The organism is Lysobacter sp. Root667 (assembly GCF_001427715.1).
Taxonomy (GTDB): domain Bacteria; phylum Pseudomonadota; class Gammaproteobacteria; order Xanthomonadales; family Xanthomonadaceae; genus Lysobacter.
The window spans coordinates 175686-202245 of sequence record NZ_LMHF01000014.1 but is presented as its reverse complement, the minus strand read 5'-3'; the positions used below and the strand labels follow the sequence as shown (position 1 = coordinate 202245).

The 26560-nt window shown below is 70.0% G+C and carries 25 protein-coding genes and 1 riboswitch; of the genes, 14 read left to right on the top strand and 11 right to left on the bottom strand.

What is annotated here, in order from left to right:
* The 3 genes from ASD78_RS16330 (at position 1) to ASD78_RS16320 (ending at position 2727) form a co-directional block, all read left to right on the top strand.
* Positions 1–225, top strand: a complete 225-nt coding sequence (locus ASD78_RS16330; RefSeq protein WP_055901004.1) for a hypothetical protein — start codon at positions 1–3, stop codon at positions 223–225.
* A 106-nt stretch (positions 226–331) separates the two neighbouring features.
* On the top strand, positions 332–1432 hold the full coding sequence (locus ASD78_RS16325) for an aromatic ring-hydroxylating dioxygenase subunit alpha (RefSeq protein ID WP_056103351.1): 1101 nt from the start codon (positions 332–334) through the stop codon (positions 1430–1432).
* Positions 1429–2727: an amino acid permease gene (locus tag ASD78_RS16320; protein ID WP_056103348.1), complete on the top strand. Its 1299-nt coding sequence runs from the start codon at positions 1429–1431 to the stop codon at positions 2725–2727. The genes ASD78_RS16325 and ASD78_RS16320 overlap by 4 nt, the downstream gene beginning before the upstream one ends.
* On the opposite strand, the gene ASD78_RS16315 is transcribed toward ASD78_RS16320, so the two are convergent.
* From ASD78_RS16315 to ASD78_RS16295, 5 genes are all read right to left on the bottom strand, one after another.
* Positions 2703–4001, bottom strand: coding sequence for a M1 family metallopeptidase (locus tag ASD78_RS16315; protein ID WP_056103345.1), 1299 nt, complete (start codon positions 3999–4001; stop codon positions 2703–2705). The genes ASD78_RS16320 and ASD78_RS16315 overlap by 25 nt on opposite strands.
* A gap of 157 nt (positions 4002–4158) precedes the next feature.
* On the bottom strand, positions 4159–5361 hold the full coding sequence (locus ASD78_RS16310; protein ID WP_056103342.1) for a DegT/DnrJ/EryC1/StrS family aminotransferase: 1203 nt from the start codon (positions 5359–5361) through the stop codon (positions 4159–4161).
* Positions 5362–5375: 14 nt separating this feature from the next.
* Complete coding sequence (locus ASD78_RS16305) at positions 5376–6638, bottom strand: multidrug effflux MFS transporter (protein WP_055901017.1); 1263 nt, start codon at positions 6636–6638, stop codon at positions 5376–5378.
* On the bottom strand, positions 6635–7081 hold the full coding sequence (locus tag ASD78_RS16300; RefSeq protein WP_055901529.1) for a VOC family protein: 447 nt from the start codon (positions 7079–7081) through the stop codon (positions 6635–6637). The genes ASD78_RS16305 and ASD78_RS16300 overlap by 4 nt, the downstream gene beginning before the upstream one ends.
* A 139-nt stretch (positions 7082–7220) precedes the next feature.
* Positions 7221–8066 carry a hypothetical protein gene (locus ASD78_RS16295; protein WP_156087830.1) on the bottom strand — a complete coding sequence of 282 codons (846 nt, stop codon included), beginning with the start codon at positions 8064–8066 and terminating at the stop codon, positions 7221–7223.
* A gap of 312 nt (positions 8067–8378) precedes the next feature.
* Positions 8379–8545: riboswitch (glycine riboswitch) on the top strand.
* A 40-nt stretch (positions 8546–8585) separates the two neighbouring features.
* On the opposite strand from ASD78_RS16295, the gene gcvP reads away from it, so the two are divergent.
* From gcvP to ASD78_RS16245, 10 genes are all read left to right on the top strand, one after another.
* Positions 8586–11468 carry an aminomethyl-transferring glycine dehydrogenase gene (gene gcvP, locus ASD78_RS16290; protein WP_056103337.1) on the top strand — a complete coding sequence of 961 codons (2883 nt, stop codon included), beginning with the start codon at positions 8586–8588 and terminating at the stop codon, positions 11466–11468.
* A gap of 259 nt (positions 11469–11727) precedes the next feature.
* Positions 11728–13293: an XVIPCD domain-containing protein gene (locus ASD78_RS16285; RefSeq protein WP_056103333.1), complete on the top strand. Its 1566-nt coding sequence runs from the start codon at positions 11728–11730 to the stop codon at positions 13291–13293.
* A gap of 25 nt (positions 13294–13318) precedes the next feature.
* Positions 13319–14182, top strand: a complete 864-nt coding sequence (locus ASD78_RS16280; protein ID WP_056103330.1) for a hypothetical protein — start codon at positions 13319–13321, stop codon at positions 14180–14182.
* A 232-nt stretch (positions 14183–14414) separates the two neighbouring features.
* Entirely contained in the window at positions 14415–15686 is a 1272-nt protein-coding gene (locus ASD78_RS16275; protein ID WP_235566522.1) for a histidine kinase, read from the top strand.
* Positions 15679–16446, top strand: coding sequence for a LytTR family DNA-binding domain-containing protein (locus tag ASD78_RS16270; RefSeq protein ID WP_056103326.1), 768 nt, complete (start codon positions 15679–15681; stop codon positions 16444–16446). The genes ASD78_RS16275 and ASD78_RS16270 overlap by 8 nt, the downstream gene beginning before the upstream one ends.
* A gap of 114 nt (positions 16447–16560) precedes the next feature.
* Positions 16561–16962 carry a hypothetical protein gene (locus ASD78_RS16265; protein ID WP_056103322.1) on the top strand — a complete coding sequence of 134 codons (402 nt, stop codon included), beginning with the start codon at positions 16561–16563 and terminating at the stop codon, positions 16960–16962.
* A gap of 350 nt (positions 16963–17312) precedes the next feature.
* A complete protein-coding gene (locus ASD78_RS16260) occupies positions 17313–17669 on the top strand; it encodes a metalloregulator ArsR/SmtB family transcription factor (RefSeq protein ID WP_055901038.1) in 357 nt (118 codons plus the stop codon).
* Positions 17670–17733: 64 nt separating this feature from the next.
* A complete protein-coding gene (locus ASD78_RS16255; protein WP_200944243.1) occupies positions 17734–18180 on the top strand; it encodes an SRPBCC family protein in 447 nt (148 codons plus the stop codon).
* 86 nt (positions 18181–18266) lie between these two features.
* Complete coding sequence (locus tag ASD78_RS16250; RefSeq protein WP_056103320.1) at positions 18267–18689, top strand: hypothetical protein; 423 nt, start codon at positions 18267–18269, stop codon at positions 18687–18689.
* 39 nt (positions 18690–18728) lie between these two features.
* Positions 18729–19100, top strand: a complete 372-nt coding sequence (locus ASD78_RS16245; protein ID WP_056103317.1) for a VOC family protein — start codon at positions 18729–18731, stop codon at positions 19098–19100.
* Between the two features lie 51 nt (positions 19101–19151).
* On the opposite strand, the gene ASD78_RS16240 is transcribed toward ASD78_RS16245, so the two are convergent.
* From ASD78_RS16240 to ASD78_RS16220, 5 genes are all read right to left on the bottom strand, one after another.
* Entirely contained in the window at positions 19152–20243 is a 1092-nt protein-coding gene (locus tag ASD78_RS16240) for a serine hydrolase domain-containing protein (protein ID WP_056103314.1), read from the bottom strand.
* A gap of 174 nt (positions 20244–20417) precedes the next feature.
* Positions 20418–21194 (bottom strand): response regulator, encoded by a 777-nt coding sequence (locus tag ASD78_RS16235; RefSeq protein WP_056103311.1) that lies wholly within the window; start codon positions 21192–21194, stop codon positions 20418–20420.
* Positions 21191–22351: a histidine kinase gene (locus ASD78_RS16230; protein ID WP_055901058.1), complete on the bottom strand. Its 1161-nt coding sequence runs from the start codon at positions 22349–22351 to the stop codon at positions 21191–21193. Before ASD78_RS16230 ends, ASD78_RS16235 begins: the two co-directional genes overlap by 4 nt.
* A gap of 374 nt (positions 22352–22725) precedes the next feature.
* Positions 22726–23853 carry a histidine kinase gene (locus ASD78_RS16225; protein ID WP_162250179.1) on the bottom strand — a complete coding sequence of 376 codons (1128 nt, stop codon included), beginning with the start codon at positions 23851–23853 and terminating at the stop codon, positions 22726–22728.
* A 28-nt stretch (positions 23854–23881) separates the two neighbouring features.
* Positions 23882–24718 carry a helix-turn-helix transcriptional regulator gene (locus ASD78_RS16220; RefSeq protein WP_156087829.1) on the bottom strand — a complete coding sequence of 279 codons (837 nt, stop codon included), beginning with the start codon at positions 24716–24718 and terminating at the stop codon, positions 23882–23884.
* 141 nt (positions 24719–24859) lie between these two features.
* On the opposite strand from ASD78_RS16220, the gene ASD78_RS16215 reads away from it, so the two are divergent.
* Complete coding sequence (locus tag ASD78_RS16215; RefSeq protein ID WP_056103302.1) at positions 24860–25837, top strand: alpha/beta hydrolase; 978 nt, start codon at positions 24860–24862, stop codon at positions 25835–25837.
* A gap of 52 nt (positions 25838–25889) precedes the next feature.
* On the opposite strand, the gene ASD78_RS16210 is transcribed toward ASD78_RS16215, so the two are convergent.
* Positions 25890–26483 (bottom strand): HAD family hydrolase, encoded by a 594-nt coding sequence (locus tag ASD78_RS16210; protein WP_056103299.1) that lies wholly within the window; start codon positions 26481–26483, stop codon positions 25890–25892.
* Between the last annotated feature and the right edge of the window lie 77 nt (positions 26484–26560).

Sequence of the window (26560 nt, the reverse complement as noted above, 5' to 3'; positions counted from 1 at the left end):
ATGAAGCATCGGACACGCAGTGTGCGCATCGCCCTGGCTGCCTTGCTGTTCTCCACCGCGATGAGCTTCGGCGCCTTCCAGGTCGTCGCCGGCGACGGCGCCGGCGTACAGGCCGAGAGCGAAGCCTGCAGCGCCTGGGCCTGTCGCCAGGAATGCCAGGGTTTCGGCGGCGACCTCGGTCCCGGCGGCCCGGGCCAGCCCCTGCAGTGCTATTGCTGCGGCTAAGCCCGACGTTCGGCACCACGCAAGTCCGCAAGCGGCCGGCGCAACCGCGTCGGCCGCTTGCCTGCCCCCTTTGCGAAGCGCGCGCCGGCGGCGCAATACTGCGGTCATGAGCACGCGCCCCACCCCCGCCGTCGACTTGGCGCCGCAACCGCTGCAGCACGCCACCGCCCTGCCCGCGCATTACTACACCGACCCGGGCATGGCCGCGCTGGACCGGCGCCTGATCTTCGATCGCGGCTGGCAGCTGATCGCGCACGTCTGCCAGTTGCAGAACCCGGGCGACCACGTCGTCGCCGACTTCGCCGGACTGCCGGTGCTCGCTGTTCGCGGCGAGGACGGCGACATCCGCGTGCTGCACAACGTCTGCCGCCACCGCGCCGGTCCGATCGCGAGCTGCGACGGCCTGGCCGCGCGCGCGCTGCGCTGCCGCTACCACGGCTGGACCTACGGCCTGGACGGCGTGCTGCGCTCGGCTCCTGAGATGGGCCAGGCACCGGACTTCGCCCCTGCCGACATACGCCTGCCGCAGCTGCGCGTGCAGGTCTGGCAGGGCATGGTGTTCGCCTGCGTCGGCGAGCCGGCGATGGGTTTCGACGAACTCGTGCAGGACATCGACGCGCGCATCGGCGCCGGCCGCGGCCTGGCCGGCTACGGCCATCACCGCCGGGTAAGTTACGACGTGGCCTGCAACTGGAAGGTCTACATCGACAACTACCTGGAGGGCTACCACGTCCCGCATATCCACCCGGGCCTTAACCGCCTGCTCGACTACCGCAGCTACGTCACCGAGACCGCGCGCTGGTATTCCTACCAATGGAGCCCGCTGGAAAGCGGCGACGGCCTCTACGGCGACGGCGACGCGCTGTACTACTGGCTGTGGCCGAACACCATGCTCAACATCCTGCCGGGGCGGCTGCAGACCAATCGGGTGGTGCCGGTCGGCGTGGATCGCTGCAGGGTGGTGTTCGACTTCTACTACACCCGCGACGATTCAGGCGAAGCGCGCGCACGCCGCGACGCCGACCTCGCCTTCAGCGACGAAGTGCAGCTCGAAGACCTGACCATCTGCGAGGACGTACAACGCGGACTGGCCTCGGGCAGCTACGTCGCCGGACGCCTGAACCCGTTGCGCGAGAACGCGGTCCACCACTTTCAAGAACTGCTGCGCGCGACCTATCGCGACGCCGCCGACGCGAACGGCGCATGAGCGCCCAGGGCCGACCGCTCGGTATGTGGTCGGCCACCGCGCTGGTTACCGGCAGCATGATCGGCAGCGGCGTATTCCTGCTGCCGTCGGCGCTCGCGCCCTACGGCTCGGCGACTCTGATCGGCTGGGCGATCACCCTGTGCGGCGCATTACTGCTGGCGCTGACCTTCGCGCGTCTGTCGGCGCGCTGGCCGCATAGCGGCGGCCCCTATGTCTACGCCCGCCGGGCCTTCGGCGACACGCCCGGTTTCGTGATCGCCTGGAGTTACTGGATCTCGATCTGGTGCGCCAACGCCGCGATCGCGGTCGCCTTCGCCGGCAGCCTGGGCGCGGTGTTTCCGGCGGCGACCGCGACTCCGGCGCGCGCCGCGGCCTGCGCGCTCGCGGCGCTGTGGATCTGCAGCGCGGTCAACCTGGCCGGCATCCGCGAGGCCGGCCGCATGCAACTGCTGACCACCGCGCTGAAGCTGTTGCCGCTGCTGCTGTTCGGCGGGGTCGCGCTGTGGTTCGCCGATACACACGCCGCCGATACACACGCGGCGGCGGCGTTCAATCCCAGCGGCGAATCCCTGCCGCAGGTCGCGCACGCGACCGCCGCGCTGACGCTGTGGGCCTTCCTCGGCCTGGAAGCGGCGACCGTGCCGGCCGGCGCGGTGCGCGACGCCGCGACCACGGTGCCGCGTGCGACCCTGCTCGGCACCCTGATCGCGGGTGCGGCGACCATCCTGGCCTGCACCGCCGTGCTCGGCGTGCTGCCGGCGCCGGTCCTGCAGACGTCGCAGGCCCCCATGGCCGACGCCGCGCGCGCCTTGTGGGGGCCGCAGGCCGGGATCGCGTTGGCGCTGGTGGCCGCGGTGTCCTGCTTCGGCGCGCTCAACGGCTGGGTACTGTTGTCGGCGCAGTTGCCGCTGGCGGCCGCGCGCGACGGCCTGTTCCCGCAGGTGTTCGCGCGCGTCGATGCGCGCGGCACGCCGGTGGCGGGCGTGCTGATCGGCAGCGCGCTGGCCTCGGCGCTGGTGCTGTCGAACTACAGCCGTTCGCTGGTGCAGCTGTTCACCTTCTCGATCCTGCTGTCGACCGCCGCAACGCTGCTGCCCTACGTGGCCGGCAGCGCGGCCTGGGCGCTGCGCGGCCAGGGCCGCAGCCGCGCGGTCGCGGCCGCGGCGCTGCTCTACAGCCTGTACGCCCTGTTCGGCATCGGCGCGCAGGCCCTGCTATGGGGCGCGGCGCTGGTCGCCGCCGGCCTGCCGCTGCACTACTACCTGCGGCGTCAGCGCGCGGGCGCGGCCGGATAAACCCAGGTCGCGAAGAACGCCGACAGGTCGCGGCCGCTGGCCTGTTCCATCGAGCGCTGGAAATCCTGGGTGACCACGGCGGTACCGCGGTGGGCACGGGTGTACTCGCGCAGGCCATGCCAGAACAGCTCGTCGCCGAGCTCCTCACGCAGCAGGTGCAGCACGTAGGCGCCCTTCTGGTAGACCACGGCGCGATCGTCGCCGCTGGGCTTGTCCCAGTCCGGGAACACCAGCGGCTTGTCCTTGCCGGTTTCCTTGAGCTTCTCGTAGCGGCGCTTCCAGCCCTCGACCTGCTTGAGGTAGTCCTCGCGGCCGAAGCGCTGCTCCATATAGCTGGCGGCGAGGAAGTTGGCGAAGCCCTCGTTGAGCCAGAAGTGGCCCCAGTCGCGGCAGGTGACCAGGTTGCCCCACCACTGGTGCGCGGCCTCGTGCGCGATCAGCGATTCGTCGCGACGGTCGGCGAGCACGCCGCGGCCGTAGTCTTCCGACATCAGCGAGAAGCCGGCGAGTTCCTGGCCGATCGTGCGCGCGACCAGCGCCTGGGTGTAGACGCCGCCCGGATACGGCACGCCGGCGCGGCGTTCGAAGTAGCGCAGCATGTCGCCGCTGTCGGCGAAGACCCGGCGCAGCTCGCTTTGGCTGTAACCGGCGCCGAGGTAGCGCAGGCGCACGCGGCTGCCGCGGTCGCTGGCTTCTTCGAACGGGCCGGCGGCGAAACCGTAGGTGTAGGCCGGCATCGGCACGGTCTGGCGCCAGCGGTGCAGTTCGAGGCCGTTGCCCAGGCTGCGGCGGCCGACCAGATAGCCGTTGCCGACCGCCTTGAGTCCGGTCGGCAGGGCCACGCTCAGGTCCAGGGTCGCGCGCTCGTCGGGCGCGTCGATACCGACCAGCCATTGCGCGGTCGAGAACAGGGTGTAGACCTGGCGCCGCTCGGGATGGAACTGCAGGCCGAACTTGGGCGTACCGTGGTAGTTGACCGTGACCTCGCGCAGCTGCCCGCGCAACGCCGGCCGCGACAGCCGGATCTTGAGCACGCGCCCGGTCTGGTCGAAGGACAGCGAACGCTCGCCCTCGCGCACCCGGTCGATGTCCAGGCCGTCGCGGTCGAGCACGATCAGGTCGGTGGAATCCACCGTGGCGACGAAGCGCACCGAGACCTCGCCCTTGACGCTGCGGGTCTTGAGATCGGGTTCGATCCGGGCGACGTAATGGCGCACGTCGATATCGCGCGCCGGCGCGGCGGCCGCCCAGGCCAAGGCCAATACCAGGCCCATGCGCCGGATCGTGCGCGCCTGCGGTCGTATCCGCGCTGGGTTTCTATCCCTGCCTACTGCCATGCCGTTCCGTCATGCCGTCACTCGTCGGGGCGAAGTCTAGCGTCCCCGGACGCGGCCCGTTTGAACGCGTCCGTACCGGCGTCCGGGCCGCGGCTCATGCCGGTCGGGCGCCGGCCACGGTCGCGCGCACGGCCTCGGTCAGACGCAGCAGATCGCGCTCGCCCTCCGGCGCGGGCAGGTACACGACCGCGGCCATGCAGCGGCGCAGGTCGCCCGCGCCCGGCTGCGCATCGCCGGGCACCGGGTACAGGCTGGACGCGCCGCAAGTCGCGTCGAAGCCGCGCGCGAGCAGGCCGGCGATCAGCCGCGGCGGGTCTTCGCTGAGTACCGGCAGCACCCAATGCGCCGAGCCGGTCGCCGCGCGCCCGGGCCGCGCTAGCGGCAGCGCCGCCAGCAGCCGCTCGCCGCGCTGCGTGCGTGCCGCCGCGCGCGCCGGCGGGTAAGCGCGCAGGCGCCGCAGCAACAACCGCGACTGCGCCGCGCACGGCCGGTGGCGGATGCGCTGGAACAGCTCGCCACCGGCGAAGCCGCGCACCGAACGATTGATCAGGGCGTCGTGGTCGACGCCGAACGCACGGCAGGCGCGGTAAAACAGGCGGTAGGTGATGCGACCGGTCAAGGCCTTGAGCAGCGCGTACTTGCCGACCCGCTGCGCGAATGCGAGGGTCGGCTGCAACGGCAGGCCCGCCTGCGCCGCGCGCACGCGCTCGCCCAGGTCGGGATCGGCGAAGCGCAGCAAGGCGCCGCCGAGCGCGGTCGCGGTCTTGATCGGGCCGAAACTGAGCAGGCTGACATCGCAGCCCGCCTCGCCGAACCAGCCGTCGCCGGTGTAGGCCTGGGCACCGTCCTCGACCAGCAGCAGACCGTGCCGGCGCGCGAACGCCAGCGCGCCCTGCAGCGGCATGCGGCTGCCGAACAGATGCGCGACGAGCAGCATGCGGCTGCGCGGCGTGAGCGCCGCGGCCAGTGCGGTTTCGTCCAGGCTCAGCGTGTCGGCGTCCACGTCCACCGGCACCGCCTTCAGGCCGTGCCGTTCGATTACCGCGATCATGTCGCGGATGGTCACCGCCGATACCAGCACCTCGCTGCCCGGCGCCAGTTGCAGGGTCGCGAGCAGACGATCGAAGCCGCTGCGCACCGACAGGCTGATGAGGCTGCAGCGGCCGTCGCCGGCGAGCGCATCGGCGCCGGCCTCGGCCGCGGCCTGGGCGCGTTCGGGATCGCCGCCGCGCAATGCATAAGCCGCCGCGTGGGCGAGGTCGAGCCAGCCGATATCGGGCCGTTGCCGCGGCAGCATCGCTGACGCCTGCGTCAGAGCGTTTCCGGCGGTTCGATCGCGGGCGCGTCCGGGGTCGTCGGGGCCTGCCACGAACGCGCGGCTTCCCAGCGCCAGAACGCCCAGCCCACCACCACGAACGCCAGTCCGGCGATCGCCAGCGAGACGCCGCTGCCGCTGACCATCGGCGACAGCACGCCGGCGATCAGTGCGTTGAGCACCAGGCCGGTGAAGGCCTGCAGGGACGAGGCCGAACCGCGCTGGCGGGGATACATGTCCAGGATCGACAAGGTCACGATCGGGAACACCAGTGCCACGCCGAACGAACACAGCGAAATCGGAATCACCGCCCACGGCACCTGCGGGGTGGCGTCGAACAGGTTGTAGGCGACGTTGAGCGCCATCGCCAGGATTGTGCAGGCGAAACCGATCCGGACCATGCGCTGGCCGCCGACCTTGCCGGCCGTGCGGCCGGACACGAACGCGCCGACGACCATGCCGCCGATCATCGGCACGAAGAACCAGGCGAACTCGCGCTCGTTGAGACCCAGCAGATCGAGCACGAACGCCGGCGCCGACGAGATGTACAGGAACAGCGCGCCGAAGTTGAAGGCGCTGGCCGCGGTCAGGCGCTGGAAGCGCGGGTTGATGAAGATCGCGACGTAGTCGCGCAGCAGGCGGCGCGGCACCAGCGGCAGCCGCGACGCCGGCGGATGGGTTTCCGGCAGCACGCGCAGGGTCGCGATCAGCAGCAGCACCGAAAACGCGACCAGGAACCAGAAGATCGCCGGCCAATGGCTCCAGCCCAGGATCCAGCCGCCGATGATCGGCGCGATCGCCGGGGCGATGCCGAAGATCATCGAGACGTTGCTCATCAGTCGTTGCGCGTCGTCGCCCTGCAGCACGTCGCGGATCACCGCGCGTCCGACGATCAGGCCGACGCCGGCCGACAGGCCCTGCACCGCGCGGAAGATCAGCAAGGTGCCCAGGTCGCGCGACAGCGCGCAGCCGACCGAGGCCAGGGTGAAGACGACCAGGCCGCCGATGATCACGCGGCGGCGCCCGATCGCGTCCGACAGCGGGCCGTGGACGATGCTCATCAGCGCGTACGCGATCAGATAGACGCTGATGGTCTGCTGCATCGCCAGCTTGTCGGCGCCGAACTCGGCCCCCATCGCCGGAAACGCCGGGAAGATGGTGTCGATCGAGAACGGCCCGAACATCGCCAGGCCGGCGAGCAGCGGCGCCAGATAGCGCGCCGGCTTGGCCGCCGGCCGCGGTGTCGCGGGATCGCTCATCCGTTCGTCGCCGTCGCAGCGGGCAGCGGGTCCGGCGGGCCCTTGAGTTCGACCAGGTTGCCTTCCGGATCGAACAGATACTGCGAAGGGCCCTCGCCCTGCGCGCCGTAGCGCGAACCGAAATCGCCGACACGCACCTCGTGCGCGTGCAGGTGGGCGAGGATCGCGTCGCGGTCGAAGGGATCGGCGCGCAGGCACAGGTGGTCCATGTTGCGGCCCTCGGCCCCGGGCGCGGCGCCGCCCATGCGGCCGAGCTTGCCGTCGACGCCGACCAGGTCGATCAGCGACTGGCCGGCGCGCAGCTGGATCAGGCCGATCTCGTCCTGGCGGCGCTCCACGCTGCAGCCGAGCACGTCGCAGTAGAACGCGACCATGGCCTCGGGATCGCGCACCCGCAACACGATGTGATCGAGTTGCAACAGCTGAAACGGGGGTGCGCTCATGCGATGCATCCGCGGGATCGAGGGGATCGCGACAGCATACAACCGCGTCGTCGCGACGGCGTCATGCGCGCTTGTCCGGATCGGTCGTTCGGTCGTTCGGTCGTTCGGTCGTTCGATCGTCGCGATGGTGCGGCGGCATTCAAGGCTCGGCGGTGGTCGCGGCGGCCGGCGCCGTCGTCTTGGCGGGCGCGGAGTCGCGCTTGCGGACGAACCCCAGCGCCTGCAATCGGCCGACGCTTTCGATCGGAACCGCTTCGGCGCGCCGCGCCTGCGGCCACCACAAGAACACGTAGGCGCTGCTGGTGCCGAGCAGGCGCGCACTGCCGGGCAGCGCTGCGGCCTCGCCGGCCAAGGTCACGCGCACCGCATGACCGGCGCCGTGGTCGCGGATCAGGTTGGCCTTGCCGATCACGTAGGAACAGATCGCCCCCGCCAAGCCCAGGCACACCCCGATGGCGATGCCGGTCTCCGGCTTCAGCCGCATGAGGGTCCAGCGGAACACGTCCGATTCCGGAAACACCACGCGGCCCCACCAGCGTCGCTGGTATTCGCGCACCCGGCGCGGGTGTTGCTTGCGGAAGATCTCGGGCCAGCTGATCAGCCACGACACCACCACCGAGCCAGCCAGGACCAGCGCATACAGCGGGTCGCGCAGCCCGGCGACCAGATAGTCGCTGGCCTGCATGTACTCCAGGATCGGCAGGCCGAACTGGCGATAGAACCAGTAGTTCGCCCACAGCCCGATCATCGACACCAGCAAGTAGGCGACGCTCAGGCCCAGGCTGGGTTCGTCGATCAGGCGACGCCAGGCGCGTATCGCCCAGGCATCGCCCGCAAGGCGCGCGTCCGCCGCGGCCTCGACAGAGAGCGGCGGCCGCGAGGGTTTGGCCGCCGTCGCGGACGAGCCCTGGGCGCCGCCCCCGTCGGCGCGATGGCGCTTGCGCTTCGCCCGCTTCGGCGCGGGCGCGCCCGATCCGTCGCTCATGGCGTCGCGCTCCATGCCCGGCGGCGCGCTTGCGGGCGGCGCTGGCGTTGCGACGATGCGGCCTGTCGATCCCCCTGGATCCTTTCGACCTGGCACGGGTGCATAGACGATGGACTGGCCTACAGACGGCGGAGCCCCATGGTACGGCCTATCGCCGCAAACTGAACCGCTCGGCCGCTGACCCGGCCGCGGCAAGCGGCTATAATCCCGAGCTTGAAACACGCGGTGGGAGAAGCCGGCCGGCCCCGCAAGGGAACCGACCGCTGCCGAAGGCGCAACGCCCGTAATCGCTCAGGCCCCATACCGCCGCGTGTACAAAACTCTGGAGAGACCGACCGCCCGGATCGATCAGGCGGAACCGGCGCCGAAGGGGCACGAAGCGAGCCGTACAGGAGCGATCCTACCCAGGATGCCCTCCCCCAGCTGCCTGTATGCAGCGGCGCTTCCAAACTCTCAGGCAAAAGGACAGAGGGGCGCCTCGCGTGCGGCACCGCACGCTGCCTTCGGACGCCCCCTGCCATGACCCATGCTTCCCTGCGCGATGCTTCCCTGCGCGACCTCGAGCACCACGACGCCTTCCTGGAACGCCATATCGGCCCCAACGACGCCGAGATCGCGCACATGCTGCGCGCCGTCGGCCACGAGTCGCTGGAAGCGCTGACCGACGCGATCGTGCCGGCCAAGATCAAGTCGCCCGCGCCGCTGGCGCTGTCGGCGCCGATGACCGAAGTCGAGGCGCTGGCCAAGATCCGCGCCGTCGCCGACAAGAACCAGGTCTTCCGCAGCTTCATCGGCCAGGGCTACTACGGCACGCTGACCCCGAACGTGATCCTGCGCAACATCCTCGAGAACCCGGCCTGGTACACGGCCTACACGCCCTACCAGGCGGAAATCTCGCAGGGCCGCATGGAAGCGCTGATCAACTTCCAGACCATGGTCGCCGACCTGACCGGGATGGAGATCGCCAACGCCTCGCTGCTCGACGAAGCCACCGCCGCGGCCGAGGCCATGACCCTGGCCAAGCGCTCGGCCAAGTCCAAGTCCAACCTGTTCTTCGTCTCCAAGGACGTGCACCCGCAGACGCTGGAAGTGCTGCACACCCGCGCCGAGGCCATGGGCATCGACATCCGGGTCGGCGACGACGGCGAAGCGCTCAACGTCGACAGCTTCGGCGTGCTGCTGCAGTACCCCAACACCCGTGGCCAGATCGGCGACCACAAGGCCCTGGCCGACGCCGTGCACGCGCGCGGCGGCCTGGTCGCGGTCTCCGCCGACCTGCTCGCCCTGACCCTGATCGCCGCGCCCGGCGAATGGGGCGCCGACATCGTGGTCGGCAACAGCCAGCGCTTCGGCGTGCCGTTCGGCTTCGGCGGCCCGCACGCGGCCTTCATGGCCTGCCGCGACGCCTACAAGCGCTCGATGCCGGGCCGCCTGATCGGCGTCTCGATCGACGCCGAAGGCAAGCCGGCCTACCGCCTGACGCTGCAGACCCGCGAGCAGCACATCCGCCGCGAGAAGGCGACGTCCAACATCTGCACTGCGCAGGTGCTGCTGGCGGTGATGGCCTCGATGTACGCGGTCTACCACGGCCCCGAAGGCCTGACCCGGATCGCACGCCGCGTCCACCGCCTGGCCGCGATCCTGGCCGGCGCGCTGCGCCAGGCCGGCATCGCCGTCGGTCCGGACTTCTTCGACACCCTGGACGTCGTCGGCGTCGACGCCGAAGCGGTGCGCGCCAAGGCGATCGCGGCAGGCATCAACCTGAATTATTCCGGCGACCCGAACCGGGTCGGCATCAGCCTGGACGAAACCACCACCCGCGCCGAAGTCGTGCGACTGGCCGCGTTGTTCGGCGCCCGCATCGACGATATCGACGCCCTCGACGCGACCACCACCGATGCCCTGCCGTCGGGCCTGGTGCGCACCAGCGCGTTCCTGCAGCACCCGGTGTTCAACACCCACCACAGCGAACACGAACTGCTGCGCTACATGCGCGCGCTGGCCGACAAGGACCTGGCGATGGATCGCACCATGATCCCGCTGGGCAGCTGCACCATGAAGCTCAACGCCACCGCCGAGATGATCCCGGTGACCTGGCCGGAGTTCGGCAACCTGCATCCGCTGGCCCCGGCCGACCAGGCCACCGGTTACAAGCAGCTGATCGACGAACTCGAAGCGATGCTGGTCGAGTGCACCGGCTACGACGCGGTCAGCCTGCAGCCCAATTCCGGCGCGCAGGGCGAATACGCCGGCCTGCTGGCGATCCGCGCCTACCACCGCTCGCGCAACGAAGGCCACCGCGACATCTGCCTGATCCCGGAATCCGCCCACGGCACCAACCCGGCCTCGGCGCAGATGTGCGGCATGCAGGTGGTGGTCACCAAGTGCGACAGCAACGGTAACGTCGACGTCGAGGACATCCGCCGCGCCGCCGAGAAGTACAGCGACCGCCTGGCCGCGCTGATGATCACCTACCCGTCCACACACGGCGTGTTCGAAGAGGACGTGGTCGAGATCTGCGAAATCGTCCACGCCCACGGCGGCCAGGTCTACACCGACGGCGCCAACATGAACGCCCTGGTCGGAGTGGCCAAGCCCGGCAAGTGGGGCTCGGACGTGTCGCACCTCAACCTGCACAAGACCTTCTGCATTCCGCACGGCGGCGGCGGTCCCGGCGTCGGCCCCTGCGCGGTCAAGTCGCACCTGGCCCCCTTCCTTCCGCGCACCCTGGGCGCGGAAGGCGCGGTCGGCATGGTGTCGGCGGCCAGCTTCGGCTCGGCTTCGATCCTGCCGATCTCGTGGATGTACATCACCCTGATGGGCGCATCCGGCCTGCGCAAGGCGACCCAGGTCGCGCTGCTCAACGCCAACTACATCGCCAAGCGCCTGGCGCCGCACTACGAGACCCTCTACACCGGCCGCAACGGCCTGGTCGCGCACGAGTGCATCCTCGACCTGCGCCCGCTCAAGGACGCCACCGGCATCGGCGCCGAGGACGTGGCCAAGCGCCTGATCGACTTCGGCTTCCATGCCCCGACCCTGAGCTTCCCGGTCGCCGGCACCCTGATGGTCGAGCCGACCGAGAGCGAATCGCAGCACGAGCTGGACCGCTTCATCGACGCCATGATCCAGATCCGCGACGAAATCCGCGCGGTCGAGGAAGGCAAGCTGGATCGCGAGGACAACCCGCTCAAGCACGCCCCGCACACCGCCACCGCGGTCTCGGCCAGCGAGTGGACCCACGCCTATCCGCGCGAGCTGGCCGCGTTCCCGCTGCCCAGCCTGAAGCTGCAAAAGTACTGGCCGCCGGTCGCGCGCGTGGACAACGTCTATGGCGACAAGAACGTCATGTGCGCCTGCATCCCGGTCGACGCCTACAAGGAAGAGGAAACCGAGGCCTGATCCGCCCCGGTCCGCCGTAACGAAAGAGCCCCGCGACGCGGGGCTTTTTTGTGTCCATAGCCCTCGGCCGGCGAATCGCCGCGCCGGGCCACCGTCCCGGCGCAGCCCGCGCACGCCCCCGCCCGCCGAGGTGTAACGGCCGCGGGGCCGGTGTTACCCTCGGCCGCAACCGGCCCGCCCTGCGTGGGCCGACCGGCCGCGCAGGCCCGCCAGGGACGCAGCACGACCGAACATCGCTCAATCGGAAAAGGACTTTCCCATGCCCGAACTCGACATCAATGCCTCGGCCGACGAAGTCGTCGCCCTGCTCAACCGCGGCCAGAACCGCGAAGCCGCGGCCCGCCTGGACGCGCTGCGCCTGGACCAGGACGTGGTGGTGCAGGAGTCGCTGGACCGCTATGTCGCCGTCCGCGCCCAGGACCGCCTGACCGCGCTGCGCGCGCCGGACGCGCTCTCGGCCGAGGACGCGACCGCGCTCAACCCGACCCTGGAGCGGCTGCGCGGCGCGACCGCGGCGCCGCGCTTCCCCACCGCCGACGAAACCCGCGAGCTGTCGCAGGCGCAGCAGTACGACGTCTACGCCAGCGTGATCGGCACCCGTGGCAACCAGGCCGCGCGCGATGCCTTGAACGGCCAGGACCGAGTCATTCTGGGCCTGCGCAACGAAACCCAGACCACCGAGCGCAACGGCCAGGGCGTCTACGACGACCGCATCGCCGTGGTCTGGAAGGACGCCAACGGCGAGCGCCACGCGCGCGAGTTCAACAGCGTCACCACCGAACCCACCGCGCAGTACGATCATCACGCCGGCAGCGACGGCAACCGCATCTACGCCGACACCCAGCGCCAGGCGCCGCGCCTGGAAGCGTCGCCCGGCTACGAGGACGTGACCCGGCGCAAGATCGAAGGCGACGACGTCAACGGCGACGACGTGCGCGACCTCGGCCGGCTCGGCGAGGGCACGACCGAGATGCTCCAGACCACCCACCCGCGCCGCAACCATCCCGCCGAGTTTTCGCTGCGTCCGACCCCCGAGGCGGTGCGCGACGGCGCCGGCCGGGTCCAGCGCGACACCAACGCCGACGGCTGGTTCGACGCTCGCGACGTCGGCGGCGTGCAGGACCTCAACAACACTTTCAAGATCCATCGCGGCAGCAACAACAACACCGACTCCGCGGGCTGCCAGACCATCGGCGGCGGCGAGTACGACGCGTTCGTGACCACCGTCCGCGGCAACGAAAACCAGACCCGCTGGCAATACGTGCTGACCTCGGTGGCGCCGGCCCAGCAGCAGGAGCGCACCCAACCCGAAGCCGGCCAGGCGCGGCCGCAGGGCGAGCCCGCGCAACCGCCCGCGCGCGAAGGCGCACAGCCGCCCGCGCGCGAGGGCCTGCCCAATGGCGCACAGGAACCAGCGCGCCACCCTTCCGATCCGCGCCATGTCGATCACCGTATGCACGGCCAGATCGACGGCCATGTGCGTGCGCTCGGCGAGCCCTACACGCAGCGCGTCGACGAGATCAACCTGAGCCTGTTGAACGCGGCCAAGATCAACGGCCTGACCCAGGTCGATCATGTGGCGCCCAACCGCGCCACCGATCAACTGCGCGCCGGCGAGATGCTGTTCCTGGTCCAGGGCCGCATGGGCGATCCTGCGGCGCAACGCGTGGCCTTGTCGGTCGACGTCGCCGCCAACACGCCGGCGCACACCAGCCTGGCGCGATTGGATGCCTTGAACCAGACCGCCGCGCAGGAACCGGCGCTGGCCCAGCCTGCGCACTCGCAGTCGCAAACCCAGGACTCGCCCGTGCGCCGGATGGGCTGAGCCGATGCGCGAATCAGGAGCGTTCATGCGTTCGAAACTCGGCCTGCTGTTCGGCCTGCTGCTGGTGGGTTGCGCCAGCACCTCGGTGTCGGCGCCGCGCAATGCCGGCGAACGCCTGCCGGGCCTGTCCGGGGCGAGCGGACTGCAATCCGACGCAGGCCGCTACCAGGCGGCGCCGGCGGCGATCGCCGAGTTCCTGCTCTCGCTGCCCACCCGCGACGTGCTGGTGCCGCGCGAACTGCGGCAGCGCTATCTGCAGGGCAAGGTTTACGTGGTCGAGATCGCCCGCCCCCAGGGCGCCGCGGATTATCTGGTCATCGACCAGAACGGACCCAAGTTCGGTTTCTGGCTACGCTCGTTCCAGGGCAGCACGCCAGGCGTGACCGGCTATCTGCTGCAGGTACGCGCCGCCTGCGGCGACATCGTCGGCGCCAGCTTCAGCGAACCGGCGGCCGAAGCGCAGCGCATCTGCGGCCAGCCGCGCGCCGAATACGTCGATTCCGGATTGCGCGCCTACCGCATAGTCGCCGGCAAAGCGCCCGTGGACGTGACGCATACCCTGGTCAACCCGAACAAAACCCTGGGCGGCAAACGCCTGCAGCGCTATCGCGCGCTGGGCGCCAACGCCATCGCGATCGACGACAGCCGCCTGGACCGGGTTCCGGCGCTGCGCTGGGTGGTGGAATCCGATCCCGAACAGCCCTTGCCCGTCGACGACGAGCGCAGCTTCGAGGCCGGCGGCATGGCCCATGGCGGCTTCCTGGTCTGGACCGGCGACCGCTTCATAGTCCGCGACAGCGTCCCGCGCTCGCTGTGGCCCTGCGCCGCGGACGACCAGGCCCACTGCGCCGATCCGGACAACGACCGCTTCGTGACCCCGGGCAAGTAAACGCCCCTGACGCGACCGGCCGCCGGCCGGTTCGCACCGAGACGCCTGAGAACACGGCAGCGACCTCCAGCCGGATCGCTCGCCGCAAACAGCGAACACATCGCATCCCCGCGGACGCCCGGCTCCCGCGCCGGCCGCTTTCGTCGCCCCAAGCCCGGTTTCGTCGCCGCCCCCCTATGCCCGGTGCGGCGCGTCGCTATGCTTCATCGCAATAACGCCGACGGACCACCCCGTGATCAAGAGCATCCTGTTCCTAGCCCGCATCATTGCCGCCTGGGTATTGCTGTTCTTCTTCCTGGCCCTGATGTGGTCGGCGCTGCCCAGCCCGCAAGGCGGCTACCACGGCGACAACGATCCCTGGCCCGTGTTCCTGGTGGGATTCGTGGTCACCGCGTTCGTCATCACCGGTGCGTTCTCGCACCTGCGCCGGGTGCGCCTGATCGCCGGGCACATCGACGGCGGCACGCTGGCCAACCGCCAGCGCCGCCAAATCGAGGTGCCGTTCGAAGCCGGCGAAACCTTCGACCTGCTCGACGCCGCGATCCGCGAACTGCCGCGCAGCGAAGAAATCGAAAGCGCGCGCGACAGCCTGCAGGTACGCGCCAAGGTGCGGCGCCCCGACACCTACGGCCGACGCCCGCTGGGGCGCTACAACCCGCTCAACTGGTTCAACGTGCCGCGCAACCAGATCCTGGCGATGGTCGCGCCGCGCGCCGGCAGCGGCAGCGTCACCCTGGTCTGCGAACCCGAAAGCGGCGCGTGGAGCGACTGGTTCCGGGTCGACGACGGCACCAACCTGGAGAACGCCGAGGCGATCTCGCGAGCGATCACCCGCCGCGTCGCCGAGCGGCGCCGCAACGAACAGGCCGCAGTCGCCCAGACCGTGACCGAGAAGGAACTCACCGTCGCCAAGCTCAACCTGCTGCACGCCCAGGTCGAGCCGCACTTCCTCTACAACACCCTGGCCAGCGCGCAGTACCTGACCCGCAGCGATCCGGCGCGCGCCGACGAGATGCTCGGCCATCTGATCCAGTACCTGCGCCACTCGCTGCCGCGCACCGAGGATTCGATGTCGACGCTGGGCGAGGAACTCGAACGTGCGCTGGCCTACCTGGAGATCCTGCGCATCCGCATGGGCCCGCGCCTGTCGCTGCAGATCGACGTGCCGGAGATCCTGCGCGCCACGCCGCTGCCGCCGATGATGCTGCAGACCCTGGTCGAGAATGCGATCAAGCACGGCCTGGAACCGCGCAGCGGCGGCGGCATGGTCTGGATCCTGGCCCGTCGCGACGGCGCCAACGTCGCGGTCACGGTGGCCGACGACGGCGAAGGCTTCGGCAGCCAACCCGGCGGCACCGGCATCGGCCTGAAGAACGTGCGCGAGCGCTTGCGACTGCTCTACGGCAACGACGCGTCGCTGGCCGTGGTCGCCAATTTCCCCAACGGCGTGGCCGCGACCATCACGGTCCCCGCCGCTTTTCATCGAGACGCACATCATGGCTAAGGCCGTCATCGCCGAAGACGAAGCGCTGTTGCGTCAGGCCCTGGTGGATCTGCTGGCCCAGGCCTGGCCGGAGCTGGAAGTGATCGTGGAATGCGAGGACGGCGCCGAAGCGCTGGAGGCCATCGCCACGCACCAGCCCGAGGTCGCCTTCCTCGACATCCGCATGCCGGGACTGAGCGGACTGGAAGTGGCGGCGGCCGCGGCCGAAGCGAGTCCGCGCACCCGCATCGTGTTCGTCACCGCCTACGATCAATATGCGGTCGACGCCTTCGAGCGCGGTGCGATCGACTACCTGCTCAAGCCGATCGCCCCCGAGCGCCTGGCCGCCACGGTCAAGCGCCTGCAGGCCAGCCGTGCCGGCGACAACCCGGATGCGGCGGAGTTGGCCGCGCTGTTGCGCCGGCTCGGCGCCGAGCTGCCGCGGCCGGAAGCGCCCGCGCTGACCTGGATCACCGCCAGCGCCGGCCGCGAGACCCGTCTGATCCTGATCGACGACGTCGCCTATTTCCGTGCCGACCACAAGTACACCACCGTAGTCACCGCCGACGGCGAAGCGCTGTTGCGCACGCCGATCCGCGAACTGCTGTCGATGCTGGACCCGAATGCGTTCAAGCAGATCCATCGTTCGACCATCGTCAACCTGAAAGCGATCGCGGCGATCGTGCGCGACGACAGCGGCCGCGGCACGGTGCGGCTGAAACAGCGCCCGGAAACGCTCAGCGTGAGTCAGCCCTTCATGGCGCTGTTCCGGCACATGTAGTCCGGCACAAGCAGTCCGACATGGAGCCGCGCCGCAAACGGCTCCGATCCGCAGTTCCGTCGCATGCGACCGCGTCGCGTGCCGGCGGCGTACGCCCACGCTCCGAGGTGCTGTATGCGCAACCTGATCGCCATGCTCTATTTCCTGTGCGCGCTGCTCGGCTGCGACACCGGCGGCACCACCCTGGTCACGCGAACCAGCATCGACGGCCACGACACCCTGCATGCCCGCAGCCGCATGCGGGCCGGTATCGGCCGCTTCGAGTGCATCGCCAGCGACAGCGGTCGCTGCCACTACGCCCTGTTCGCGCACGAATGCCCGCCGAACCGGCCCGATTGCCGCGCCGAGCCCTTCGAACGTTTCAGCATGACCGCCGGCAGCCGCCGCGAGATCGTCGGCCTGCCCGCGCGCTTCGACCTGTGCGTGAGCCGCAAGGCGGCGCCGCTGAGCCCGGATTGCAAGTTTCTGCAAGCCGAGGGCTCGGTCGCCGCGGCCGCCGCTTCGGAGGCGCGATGAACATAGCCGCTGCGAATACCTCCGGCCTGCGTGGCGCGCTCGCCGCCGATCGGCATCGCCGCCTGGTTCCTGGCGCGGCGCCTGCGCGCGCATGAGCGCCCGCCGACGCGGTGCGCACGGCGCCGCATCGGTCCGCCGCGAGGCCTGAGTCGAAGCCGATCCGCGCGTGCCGCCTGAGCGGCCACCGCGACCCCGCGCGAGTTCCAGCGGCCAGTCGCGCCGCGGCCTGCGGCCGCCGCCACCGGGCCGCGCCGCCCCCGCCTCTCATCGAATTCGCAAAAACAGCGCTTGACGCCGGCCTCGTCTGGATATATATAACCCACAAGTTATGTAACTTGTAGGTTATCAAAATGCAGCCGCAACGTCTCGACGCCACCTTCGCCGCCCTGGCCGATCCCACGCGACGGGCGATCCTCGCCCGCCTCGCCAGCGGCGAAGCCACGGTGACCGAACTGGCCGAGCCGTTCGCCATGAGCCAGCCGGCGATCTCCAAGCACCTCAAGGTGCTCGAACACGCCGGCCTTATCAGCCGCGGCCGCGATGCGCAGCGCCGCCCCTGCCGGATCGAAGCGCAGCCGCTGGCCGAAGCCAACGTCTGGCTGGAGCACTACCGCCGGATCTGGGAACAGAACTATCAGCGCCTCGACGCGCTGCTCGGCGAAATGCAGGCCGAACAGCGACCCACACCACGCAGGAAAAAACCCTAAGGAATCCCGCCCATGCACGCCCACAACGCCCTCAGCCTCACCGCCCCCCGGCGAACGCGAGATCGTGATCACACGCGCGTTCGACGCGCCGCGCGAACTGGTGTTCGACGCCCTGACCAAACCCGAGCTGCTCAAACGCTGGTTCCACGGCCCCGACGGCTGGACCCTGGCCGTGTGCGAAGTCGACCTGCGCGTCGGCGGCGCCTACCGCTTCGTCTGGAACGGCCCGGAAGGCGTGGAGATGGGCCAGGGCGGCATGCACCGCGAGATCGAACGGCCGCAACGCATCGTCCGCACCGAGCGATTCGACCAGGACTGGACCGGCGGCGAGACCGTCGGTACCGCGGTGCTGAGCGAACGCGATGGCAAGACCACCCTGATCACCACGGTGGTCTACGCCTCACGCGAGGCCCGCGACGGCGCGCTCGCCAGCAACATGGAACAGGGCATCGCCGCCGGTTACGACAAGCTCGACGCGTTCCTGGCCGGCGCTGCGCAGGCAATGGGCTGAGCGCGCGGACCGAACTCGCACGCGGGCCGCTGCCGCCCGCGTCCTCTCTCGCAGTTCCCGATCGCGCGCGGCGCGAAGGCGAATCCATGAACGCTCAAACCACAACTTCCGTGCAACCGCAGCGGCGCCCGGGGCGCAGCATCGGCGCGGTGCTGCTCGGCCTGATCGCGGTGATAGCGCTGTCCACCGTCACCGACCAGGTCATGCATTCCAGCGGCGTGTTCCCGCCGCAGGGCCAAGCGATGAGCACCGACCTGTGGCTGCTCGCGCTCGGCTACCGCGCGGTTTACACCATGTTCGGCGGTTATCTCAGCGCGCGCCTCGCGCCCTACCGGCCGATGGCGCATGTGTGGACCTTGGGCCTGATCGGCACCGTGTTCGGCATTGCCGGCGTGGTCGCGACCTGGGGCATGGGTCCCGGGTTCGGCCCGCGCTGGTATCCGATCCTGGTCGCGGTCACCGGCCTGCCCTGCTGCCTGATCGGCGGCCTGCTGTTGCGCCGTCGTTGAAACCCGCTGCACGTCGCTCACCCAACCGGAGATGCACGCATGTTCAGGAAGGTCGCGTTCACCATGTACCCGATCCGCGACGTGCCGCGCGCACGCAAGTTCTACGAAGAGACCTTCGGCCTCAAGCCGGGCTCCAGCGGCAACCGGGGCGATAACTGGTGGATCGAATACGACCTGCCGGACGGCGGCTGCCTGGCGCTGACCAACTTCGTCCCCGACGCGCCCAGCGACACCGCCGGCGGCACCATCGCATTGGAGGTCGAAGACCTCGACGCCCTGATCGCCGACCTCAAGGGCAAGGGCGTGAGCTTCAAGAGCGACATCATCCACAGCCCGGTCTGCCGCATGGCGGTGTGCCTGGACAGCGAAGGCAATTCGATCCTGCTGCACCAACTCAAGCCCAAGGTCTGAATCCGGGATCGAACCGCAGGCCGGACGCGCGCGCGTCCGGCCGATGCCGGTTCAATGCGCCGACGCGCCGACATGCCGCGCGATCTGCGCGACGAATTCGTCGAGATCGGCGGTGCCGGCGTTGCCCAGGATCACCACGCTGATGCGCGGTTCGATCACGCGCAGCAACTGGGTGCGCGCGCCCATGATCTGGCCGGGGCGCTTGGCCACTTTCAGCCCGCGCCCGCCGATTTTCATCTCGTAGCTCCACAGGCCGTAGCCGTAATCGTCCAGGCCCGGACGCAGCATGCGCGCGAGCGAGTCCGCGCCGATCAGGCGGCCGCCGTAGAGCGCGTCGGCGAAGGTCGCCAGGTCCTGCGCGCTGGAATACATCGCACCGGCGGCGTACCAGTTTTCCGGATACGCAGGCAGGTCCGGCGCCATCGCGCCCAGGTCGTCGCGCTGGAAATAGGTATCGGCCAATCGCTCGACCACGACGCCCTGGCGCAGCAGACCGGTGTCGGCCAGGCCCAGCGGCTGCAGGATGCGCTCGCGCAGCGCCTGTTCGTAGCTCTGCCCGCTCACGCGCTCGATGATCTTGCCCAACACGATGTAGTCGCAGTTGTTGTAGTCGAACGCGCGCCCCGGCTCGGCGACGAGCTTGCCGCTGCAGTACTGCGACAGCAGCGCGTCGCTGCTGTGCGGCAGCTGGTACACCGGCAGGCCGTCGCGGATCGCGGTCTGGGCATCCTTGACGGTATCGAGATTGCTCAGGCCGGAAGTGTGGTTGAGCAACTGGTGCAGGCTGATCCGATGCGCGCCCTCGCCGCGGTAGTCGGGCAGGTAGGCGTCGATGCTGCGCTCCAGATCGAGCTTGCCCTGGTCGCGCAACTGCAGGATCAGCACCGCGGTGAAGCTCTTGGTGATCGAGGCGATCTTGTAGCGGGTCTGCGGCGTGTTGGGCACGCCGAACGGCAGGTTGGCCAGACCGAAGCTGTGCAGGTACTCGGTCCTGCCGTCGCGCGCGATCAGCACGGTGCCGCTGAAGTCGTGGCTCCTGGCGTAGTCGGCGACGAAGGCATCGATGGTCGGCGCGGCGGTTGGCGCCGCCGCGGCAGCGATCGGCGGCCAAAGCAGGGCCAGGCTCAGCAGCAGGGATTTCATCGGCGGCTCCGGTATGTGCGGGACGCCCGGCCGCATGCGGGCTGCCGCCGTCCCCGGGCTCGGCGCGCGAGGCGCCAAGGTCGGGATCGGAGATACCGGCGCCGCGCCGGCGGTTGCAGCAGGTCGACAGCCGACCCGGAGCGGCCCGCCCGACGAGGCCATGGGGCGGAAGCCTTAGCCGATGAAGCCCACGCGGCCGCGCAGGCGCTCCTGCAGCGGCTCGATGTAGGTGCGGCTGGCGCGCACCGGGGTGCCGTCGCGCAGGCGCAGCATGGCGTCGCGGTTGGACAGCGGCTGCAGTTCGGCCACGCAGTCCACGCGCACGATGGTGGACCGATGCACGCGCACGAACTGCGCCGGATCCAGGCGCCGCGACAGGCGCCCCATCGACTCGCGCAGCAGGTAGCCGCGGTCGCCCACGTGCAGGGTCGCGTAGTCGCCGTCGGCCTGGATCCACTCGACTTCGGCGGCCTCGACGAAGGCCACGCGCCGGCCCACGCGCACCACGAAGCGGGTCAGCCACGAATTCTCGTCGTCGTTATGCGACGGCGGCGCGGCGGCGGTGCCGGGCGGCAGGCCGCCGCGCCGGTAGGGATGAGCCTGGCGCGCGCGCTCCAGCGCTTCGGCGAAACGCTCGTCGTCGATCGGCTTGAGCAGGTAGTCGACCGCGTGCAGTTCGAACGCGCGCACGGCGAAGTTCTCGTAGGCGGTCAGCAGCACCGCCAGCGGCCGTTGCTCCGGTTCCAGCGCGGCCAGCGCTTCCAGCCCGGTCATGCCGGGCATCTGCACGTCGATGAAGACCAGGTCCGGAGCCAGCGCGGAGATGCCGGCCAGCGCCGAGGGACCGTCGGCGAATTCGCCCACCACCTGGATGTCCGGGTGCGCCGCCAACCGCGTGATCACGCCGCTGCGGGCCAGGGGTTCGTCGTCGATTACCGCTACTCGCATCATGCTTGGGTCTCCTTGATCACCAACGTCGCCGGCGCCTCGCTGTACGGCAGCGACATCCGCACCTCGTACCCGCCGTCGGCGCGTGCGCCGGCGGCGAAGGAATGTTTGTCCGGATACAGCGCCTGCAGACGCTCGGCGATATTGCGCAGGCCGATCGCGCCGGCGCGGCGCGCGGCTTCCTCGGCCGGTGCCGGCGCGGCTGCGCCGTCGTTGCCGACATGCAGGTGCAGGCGCCCGCCTTCGCGTTCGATCCGTATATCCAACCGCCCCGGCTCGCTGCGCTGGGCGATGCCGTGGCGGATCGCGTTTTCGACCAGCGGCTGCAGCAACAGCACCGGCACCTGCGCGCGCAAGGTGTCCGGGCCGATGTTCCACTTCAGCAGCAGGCGCTGGCCCAGGCGCGCGCGCTCGATCTCCAGATAGGTGTCGGTCAGCGCCAGCTCGTCGGCCAGCGCGACTTCGTGGCCTTCGCCGCCGTCCAGGGTCACGCGCAGGAATCCGGCCAGGCGCACGATCATCTGTTGCGCCTCGCGATTGCGGTCGTCGGCGACCAGCGCCGAGATCGCATTCAGGGTGTTGAACAGGAAGTGCGGGTTGATCTGGTAGCGCAGCGCGCGCAGCTCGGCGTCCTGCGCCAGCACCAGGGCCTGGCGGTTGCGCTCGCGCGCGTCCTGCAGGTCGGCGTAGTAGGTGATCACCGCCTGGATCGCGCAATACGCGATCAGCACCAGCCAGCAGCCGCCGACACCGCCGAAGATCAGGGTCCAGTCGGTCGGATCGCGCAGCTGCGAGCCCTGGGTATTGGCGATCCAGTGCGCTGCCAGGTTGCTCAGCACCGACATCGCGTAGGTGATCGCCAGCAACGCCATCACCATGGTCCACTTCGAGGTGCCGCGGCGCCAGAACACGTGCTGGATCGCGGTCAGCGGCGACATCCAAATCAGGTTGGCGAGCAGGAACGTGGCCCAGTAAGCGATCTCGTGCGGGTCGTTCAGCGACGGCAGCGCGATCAGCAGCGTGCACGCGCCCAGCAGCAGACGCGCCAGCAGCGACAGCCACAGCCGCGCCGAACCGGGCGGGTCCTGCGGCTGCGCGCCTGCCGGGTCGGCGGACGCTGCGTCGATGCGGGTGTCCGGGGTCGCGGCAGGCGGGATCATGTCGGTTTCGGCGAGTCGTAACGGAGCGGCAAGCCGATTCTCCAGCGTACGCCGTCTCCGACCAAGCCCGAGGCGCCGGCCGCAAACCGGCGCGCCAGCCGGCGGAGCGGCAGAAAGTGTCGCCGTCCCTGGCAACAGAATAGACGCTCGAAACGGTTCCGCCGGGCCGTGGACGCGTGACGGAACGACGGTACCGATTCGAGCGAACGATCATTTGAGCCCAGGCGGGCGGGCGCGGCCACGATGCGCGCGTGCCGTTGCGGCGAAACGGTAGCTGCTTGCGGCGGGACGAAATCGGCCGGAGCCGGGCCCCAACGACAACACTGGCTTCCGGCCGTCCGCCTGAACGGCGCCGGCCGAGCCTTGCGCCCGCATCATCCCGCCGCGGGCGGCACCGACTCCTGGAACGGCAACGACAGCCGCACCTCGTAGCCGCCATCCGCGCGCGCGCCGGCCGCGAAGGCGTGGGCACCCGGGTACAGCGTACGCAGGCGCTCGACGATGTTGCGCAGGCCGACCGGGGCGTTGCGTCGCCCCGCTACGACCGGCATCGGGACGCCCGCGCCGTCGTTGCCCACGTGCAGGTGCAGACGGCCCTGGTCGCGCTCGATCCGGATATCGAGCTGCCCCGGCTCGCTGCGCGCGGCGATGCCGTGGCGGATGGCGTTTTCGACCAGCGGCTGCAGCAGCAAGGCCGGCACCCGCGCGCGCAGGGTGTCCGGGCCGATATTCCATTTCAGCCGCAGGCGTTGGCCCAGGCGCGCGCGCTCGATCGCCAGGTAGGTCTCGGTCAGGGCAAGCTCGTCGGCCAGCGCGACTTCGTGGCGGTCGCCGCTCTCCAGGGTCGCGCGCAGGAACTCGGCCAGGCGCGCGATCATCTGCCGGGCATCGGCGCTGCGCTGCTCGGCCACCAGCGTAGAGATCGCATTGAGTGTGTTGAACAGGAAATGCGGGTGCAGCTGGTAGCGCAACGCGCGCAGTTCGGCTTCGCGGGTCAGCGCCAGCGCCTGGCGGTTGCGCGCCTTCGCCTCCTGCAGCTCGGCGTAGTAAGCCGAGCCCGCATGCACCACGCAGAACGCGACCATCACCAGCCAGCAGGTGTCGAAGCCGCTGAGCAGCAGGCTCCAATCCAGCGGATAGTCCGACGGCCAGCCGCGCGCGCGCGCGATCGCGTCGCCGGCCACGTTGTTGGTCACCGACATCAGATAGGTGGCGGGCAGCAGCACGCCCGCCATCGCCCATTTCGAGGCGCCATGGCGGCGCATCGTGGCCTGGATCGCGGTCAGCGGCCACATCCACAGCAGGTTGGCGAGCAGGAACACCGACCAATAGAACATGGCCCGTTCACGTCCCAGCGAAGGCAGCGCCAGCAGCAGCGTGCAGACCGTCAGCGGCAAGCCTGCGAGCACCGGCAGCCAGTACGGCGACATCGGCTTGGGCAACAGGGCGCTGACCAATCCGCCCGCCGGCATCGCGTCGCCCGGGCCATCGCCGTGTGGCATCGCGTAACGGTCCATATCGGCCGCGCCGCTATGCGTCCGCGTCGTGGGCGAGCATGCGGCAGAGTTCGACGGTGGCATCGTCGACCGGGAAGCAGCATTCGATGTGCAACTCGTCGATGGTGACGTCGCGCGGAGTGCCGAAGGTGGTGATGGTCGAGAAGAACCGCAGCAGATGGTCGTCGCGACGCAGCACCGTGGTCAGCAGCGGGGTCGGCGCGGTGCCGAGTTCGCGATGGCGCCAGCGCGCGGGCACGCCGGGATAGGCCAGCACTTCTTCCAGCAGGGCACGCGCGGACGCGTCGCCGGGCGAAGCCGCGACTTCGTCGTGCAGGTGGCGGATCAGATCGCCCGCGACCTCCTCCCAGTTCGCCACCGCCGGGCGCAGATCGTCCGGATCGAAGATCTGCCGGATCATGTTGCCGTGCGCGCTGGCGCGGCCGCGCATCACATAGGCGTTGACCCGCATCGCCGCGGCGTTGGCCATCAGCACATCCCAGCGCCGGTTGAGCACGAAAGCCGGATACGGCTCCTGCTGGGCCAGGATGAACTCGATCGCGCGCCGCACCTGCGACAGCTCGGGCGTATTGAGCGCGGTTTCGGGGTACTTGGGCGCGTAGCCGGCGGCGACCAGCAGCGCGTTGCGCTCGCGCAGCGGCATCTCCAGCGCATCGGCCAGGCGCGCGATCACCTCGCGGCTGGCCTGGGCCTTGCCGGTCTCGACGCAGCTGAGGTGGCGTGCGGACAGGCCCGCGTCCAGGGCCAGATCGAGCTGGCTCAAGCGCCGTGCCGCGCGCCATTCGCGCAGCAAGGCACCGACCTGGGTGGGCGCGGACGACGGCGTGGCGCGGACGACGGCAGTATCCATCGTCGGCATCTTACGACGCCTGGTTGCGAAAACCATGACCTGCCAGGTCATGAAAGCATGACCTGCGACGGCATTGAGCGCATGACCCCGGAAGCGAATCATGGCCGCCAACGAAGGACGGTCCTTCGACGGAGACACGACATGAATCGCAGGCGCTTTCTCGCACTCTCCACCGGCGCGCTGGCCGCCGGTGCCCTCGCCGGCGGCCTGAGCCTGGCCGCGGCCGCCGCACCCGCCGCCAATGGCCCGCTCGACGCCGCCGGCTTCCGCGCCGCGCGCCGTTTCGTGCGCACCCGCTACGGCCGCATCGCCTATGTCGAACGCGGCCGCGGCGCGGCGGCCCTGTTCCTGCACGGCTTCCCGCTCAACAGCTTCCAATGGCGCGGCGCGATCGAGCGGCTGGCGCCGCACCGCCGCTGCGTGGCCCCGGATTTCATGGGTCTGGGCCATACCGAAGTGGCCGACGGCCAGAGCGTCGCCCCCGACGCCCAGGTCGGGATGCTGCTGGCCTTGATGGACAAGCTGTCGATCGACCGCGCCGACGTGATCGCCAGCGACAGCGGCGGCGCGGTCGCGCAATTGCTGCTGGCGCGCCATCCCGAACGCGTGCGCTCGCTGCTGCTGGCCAACTGCGACACCGAGATCGAATGCCCGCCCGCGGCGATGCTGCCGGTGATTGCGCTGTCGCGCGAAGGCAAATTCGTCGACCAGTGGCTGGCGCCTTGGCAGGCCGACAAGCGCCTGGCGCGCTCGCCGGACGGCATCGGCGGCATGTGCTATCTCGATCCGGGCAATCCCACCGACGAGGCCATCGACAACTATTTCCTGCCGCTGCTGGCTTCGGCGCAGAGCAAGGCGCGCGTGCACGCCTATGCGGTCGCGCTGGACCACAACGTGCTCGAAGGCGTCGGCGAGGCGCTCAAGCGCAGCACCGCGCCGACCCGCGTGGTCTGGGGCATGGGCGACACGATTTTTTCGCCGGCCGGTGCCGAACATCTGCAGCGCAGCTTCGGTCGTTTCCAGGGCCTGCGCCAGCTCGAAGGCAGCAAGCTGTTCTGGCCGGAAGAGCGCCCGGACGTGGTCGCCGAGGAAGCGCTGCGCCTGTGGGCCACGGTCTGAGCGATGCCGTCGCGGCATTCCGGCGATCCCGGGATGCCGCGGCGCGCGGACTTCAGGCGACTTCCTGCCAGCGGTACCAGCGCCGGTGCGCAAGCGCCAGCATATCCAGGTCCTCGCGGGTATCGCCGTAGGCGTAGATCTGCGCGTAGCGCGACAGGTCGTAGCGTTCGCTGACGCGGCGCGATTTTTCCGCGCCCACGCATTGCGCGCCACGATAGCGGCCGGTCAGCACGCCGTCTTCGGCTTCCAGCGCCGAACAGATCCAGTCCAGGCCGTGATGCTCGCACCAGTGGCGCAGGTAGAGATCGAAAGCGCCGGACACCACCGCCACGGTATCGCCCTGCGCCCGGTGCCAGGCGATGCGCTGCAGGGCCTCGGGCCGGATCGCGCCGGGCAGCACCTCGTCGGCGAAGCGGCGCCCGGCCTGCTCGGCCGCCACGAGGTCCAAACCCTGGAAGCCGAACCGCGCCACCCGCGCGCGGATCGTGCTGCCCGACACCAGCCCGAGCTTGTAGCCCAGCACCATCGGCGCGAACAGCCAGCGTCCCAGGCGCAGCCGCTGCGGCGGCACCGCACGCGCCACGAAATCGGCGAACAGTTCGCGGTCGCTGATGGTGCCGTCGAAATCGAACAGCGCGAGATTCATGCGTGCCGGATCAAGCTGCGGTCGGGGGACCGCAGCATAGCCGGCAACGCCGGAACCTCGCACACGAATGTCAGGCG

Bases quoted from the DNA above. Each gene is read 5' to 3' on its own strand.
- ASD78_RS16280 (WP_056103330.1), top strand. From the start codon at position 13,319: ATGCGTTCGAAACTCGGCCTGCTGTTCGGCCTGCTGCTGGTGGGTTGC.
- ASD78_RS16250 (WP_056103320.1), top strand. From the start codon at position 18,267: ATGAACGCTCAAACCACAACTTCCGTGCAACCGCAGCGGCGCCCGGGG.
- ASD78_RS16315 (WP_056103345.1), bottom strand. From the start codon at position 4,001: ATGGGCCTGGTATTGGCCTTGGCCTGGGCGGCCGCCGCGCCGGCGCGC.
- ASD78_RS16220 (WP_156087829.1), bottom strand. From the start codon at position 24,718: ATGGATACTGCCGTCGTCCGCGCCACGCCGTCGTCCGCGCCCACCCAG.
- ASD78_RS16210 (WP_056103299.1), bottom strand. From the start codon at position 26,483: ATGAATCTCGCGCTGTTCGATTTCGACGGCACCATCAGCGACCGCGAA.
- ASD78_RS16225 (WP_162250179.1), bottom strand. From the start codon at position 23,853: ATGCCACACGGCGATGGCCCGGGCGACGCGATGCCGGCGGGCGGATTG.
- ASD78_RS16230 (WP_055901058.1), bottom strand. From the start codon at position 22,351: ATGATCCCGCCTGCCGCGACCCCGGACACCCGCATCGACGCAGCGTCC.
- ASD78_RS16265 (WP_056103322.1), top strand. From the start codon at position 16,561: ATGCGCAACCTGATCGCCATGCTCTATTTCCTGTGCGCGCTGCTCGGC.
- ASD78_RS16300 (WP_055901529.1), bottom strand. From the start codon at position 7,081: ATGAGCGCACCCCCGTTTCAGCTGTTGCAACTCGATCACATCGTGTTG.
- gcvP (WP_056103337.1), top strand. From the start codon at position 8,586: ATGACCCATGCTTCCCTGCGCGATGCTTCCCTGCGCGACCTCGAGCAC.
- ASD78_RS16215 (WP_056103302.1), top strand. From the start codon at position 24,860: ATGAATCGCAGGCGCTTTCTCGCACTCTCCACCGGCGCGCTGGCCGCC.
- ASD78_RS16270 (WP_056103326.1), top strand. From the start codon at position 15,679: ATGGCTAAGGCCGTCATCGCCGAAGACGAAGCGCTGTTGCGTCAGGCC.
- ASD78_RS16260 (WP_055901038.1), top strand. From the start codon at position 17,313: ATGCAGCCGCAACGTCTCGACGCCACCTTCGCCGCCCTGGCCGATCCC.
- ASD78_RS16240 (WP_056103314.1), bottom strand. From the start codon at position 20,243: ATGAAATCCCTGCTGCTGAGCCTGGCCCTGCTTTGGCCGCCGATCGCT.
- ASD78_RS16235 (WP_056103311.1), bottom strand. From the start codon at position 21,194: ATGATGCGAGTAGCGGTAATCGACGACGAACCCCTGGCCCGCAGCGGC.
- ASD78_RS16330 (WP_055901004.1), top strand. From the start codon at position 1: ATGAAGCATCGGACACGCAGTGTGCGCATCGCCCTGGCTGCCTTGCTG.
- ASD78_RS16310 (WP_056103342.1), bottom strand. From the start codon at position 5,361: ATGCTGCCGCGGCAACGGCCCGATATCGGCTGGCTCGACCTCGCCCAC.
- ASD78_RS16320 (WP_056103348.1), top strand. From the start codon at position 1,429: ATGAGCGCCCAGGGCCGACCGCTCGGTATGTGGTCGGCCACCGCGCTG.
- ASD78_RS16305 (WP_055901017.1), bottom strand. From the start codon at position 6,638: ATGAGCGATCCCGCGACACCGCGGCCGGCGGCCAAGCCGGCGCGCTAT.
- ASD78_RS16285 (WP_056103333.1), top strand. From the start codon at position 11,728: ATGCCCGAACTCGACATCAATGCCTCGGCCGACGAAGTCGTCGCCCTG.
- ASD78_RS16295 (WP_156087830.1), bottom strand. From the start codon at position 8,066: ATGAGCGACGGATCGGGCGCGCCCGCGCCGAAGCGGGCGAAGCGCAAG.
- ASD78_RS16325 (WP_056103351.1), top strand. From the start codon at position 332: ATGAGCACGCGCCCCACCCCCGCCGTCGACTTGGCGCCGCAACCGCTG.
- ASD78_RS16245 (WP_056103317.1), top strand. From the start codon at position 18,729: ATGTTCAGGAAGGTCGCGTTCACCATGTACCCGATCCGCGACGTGCCG.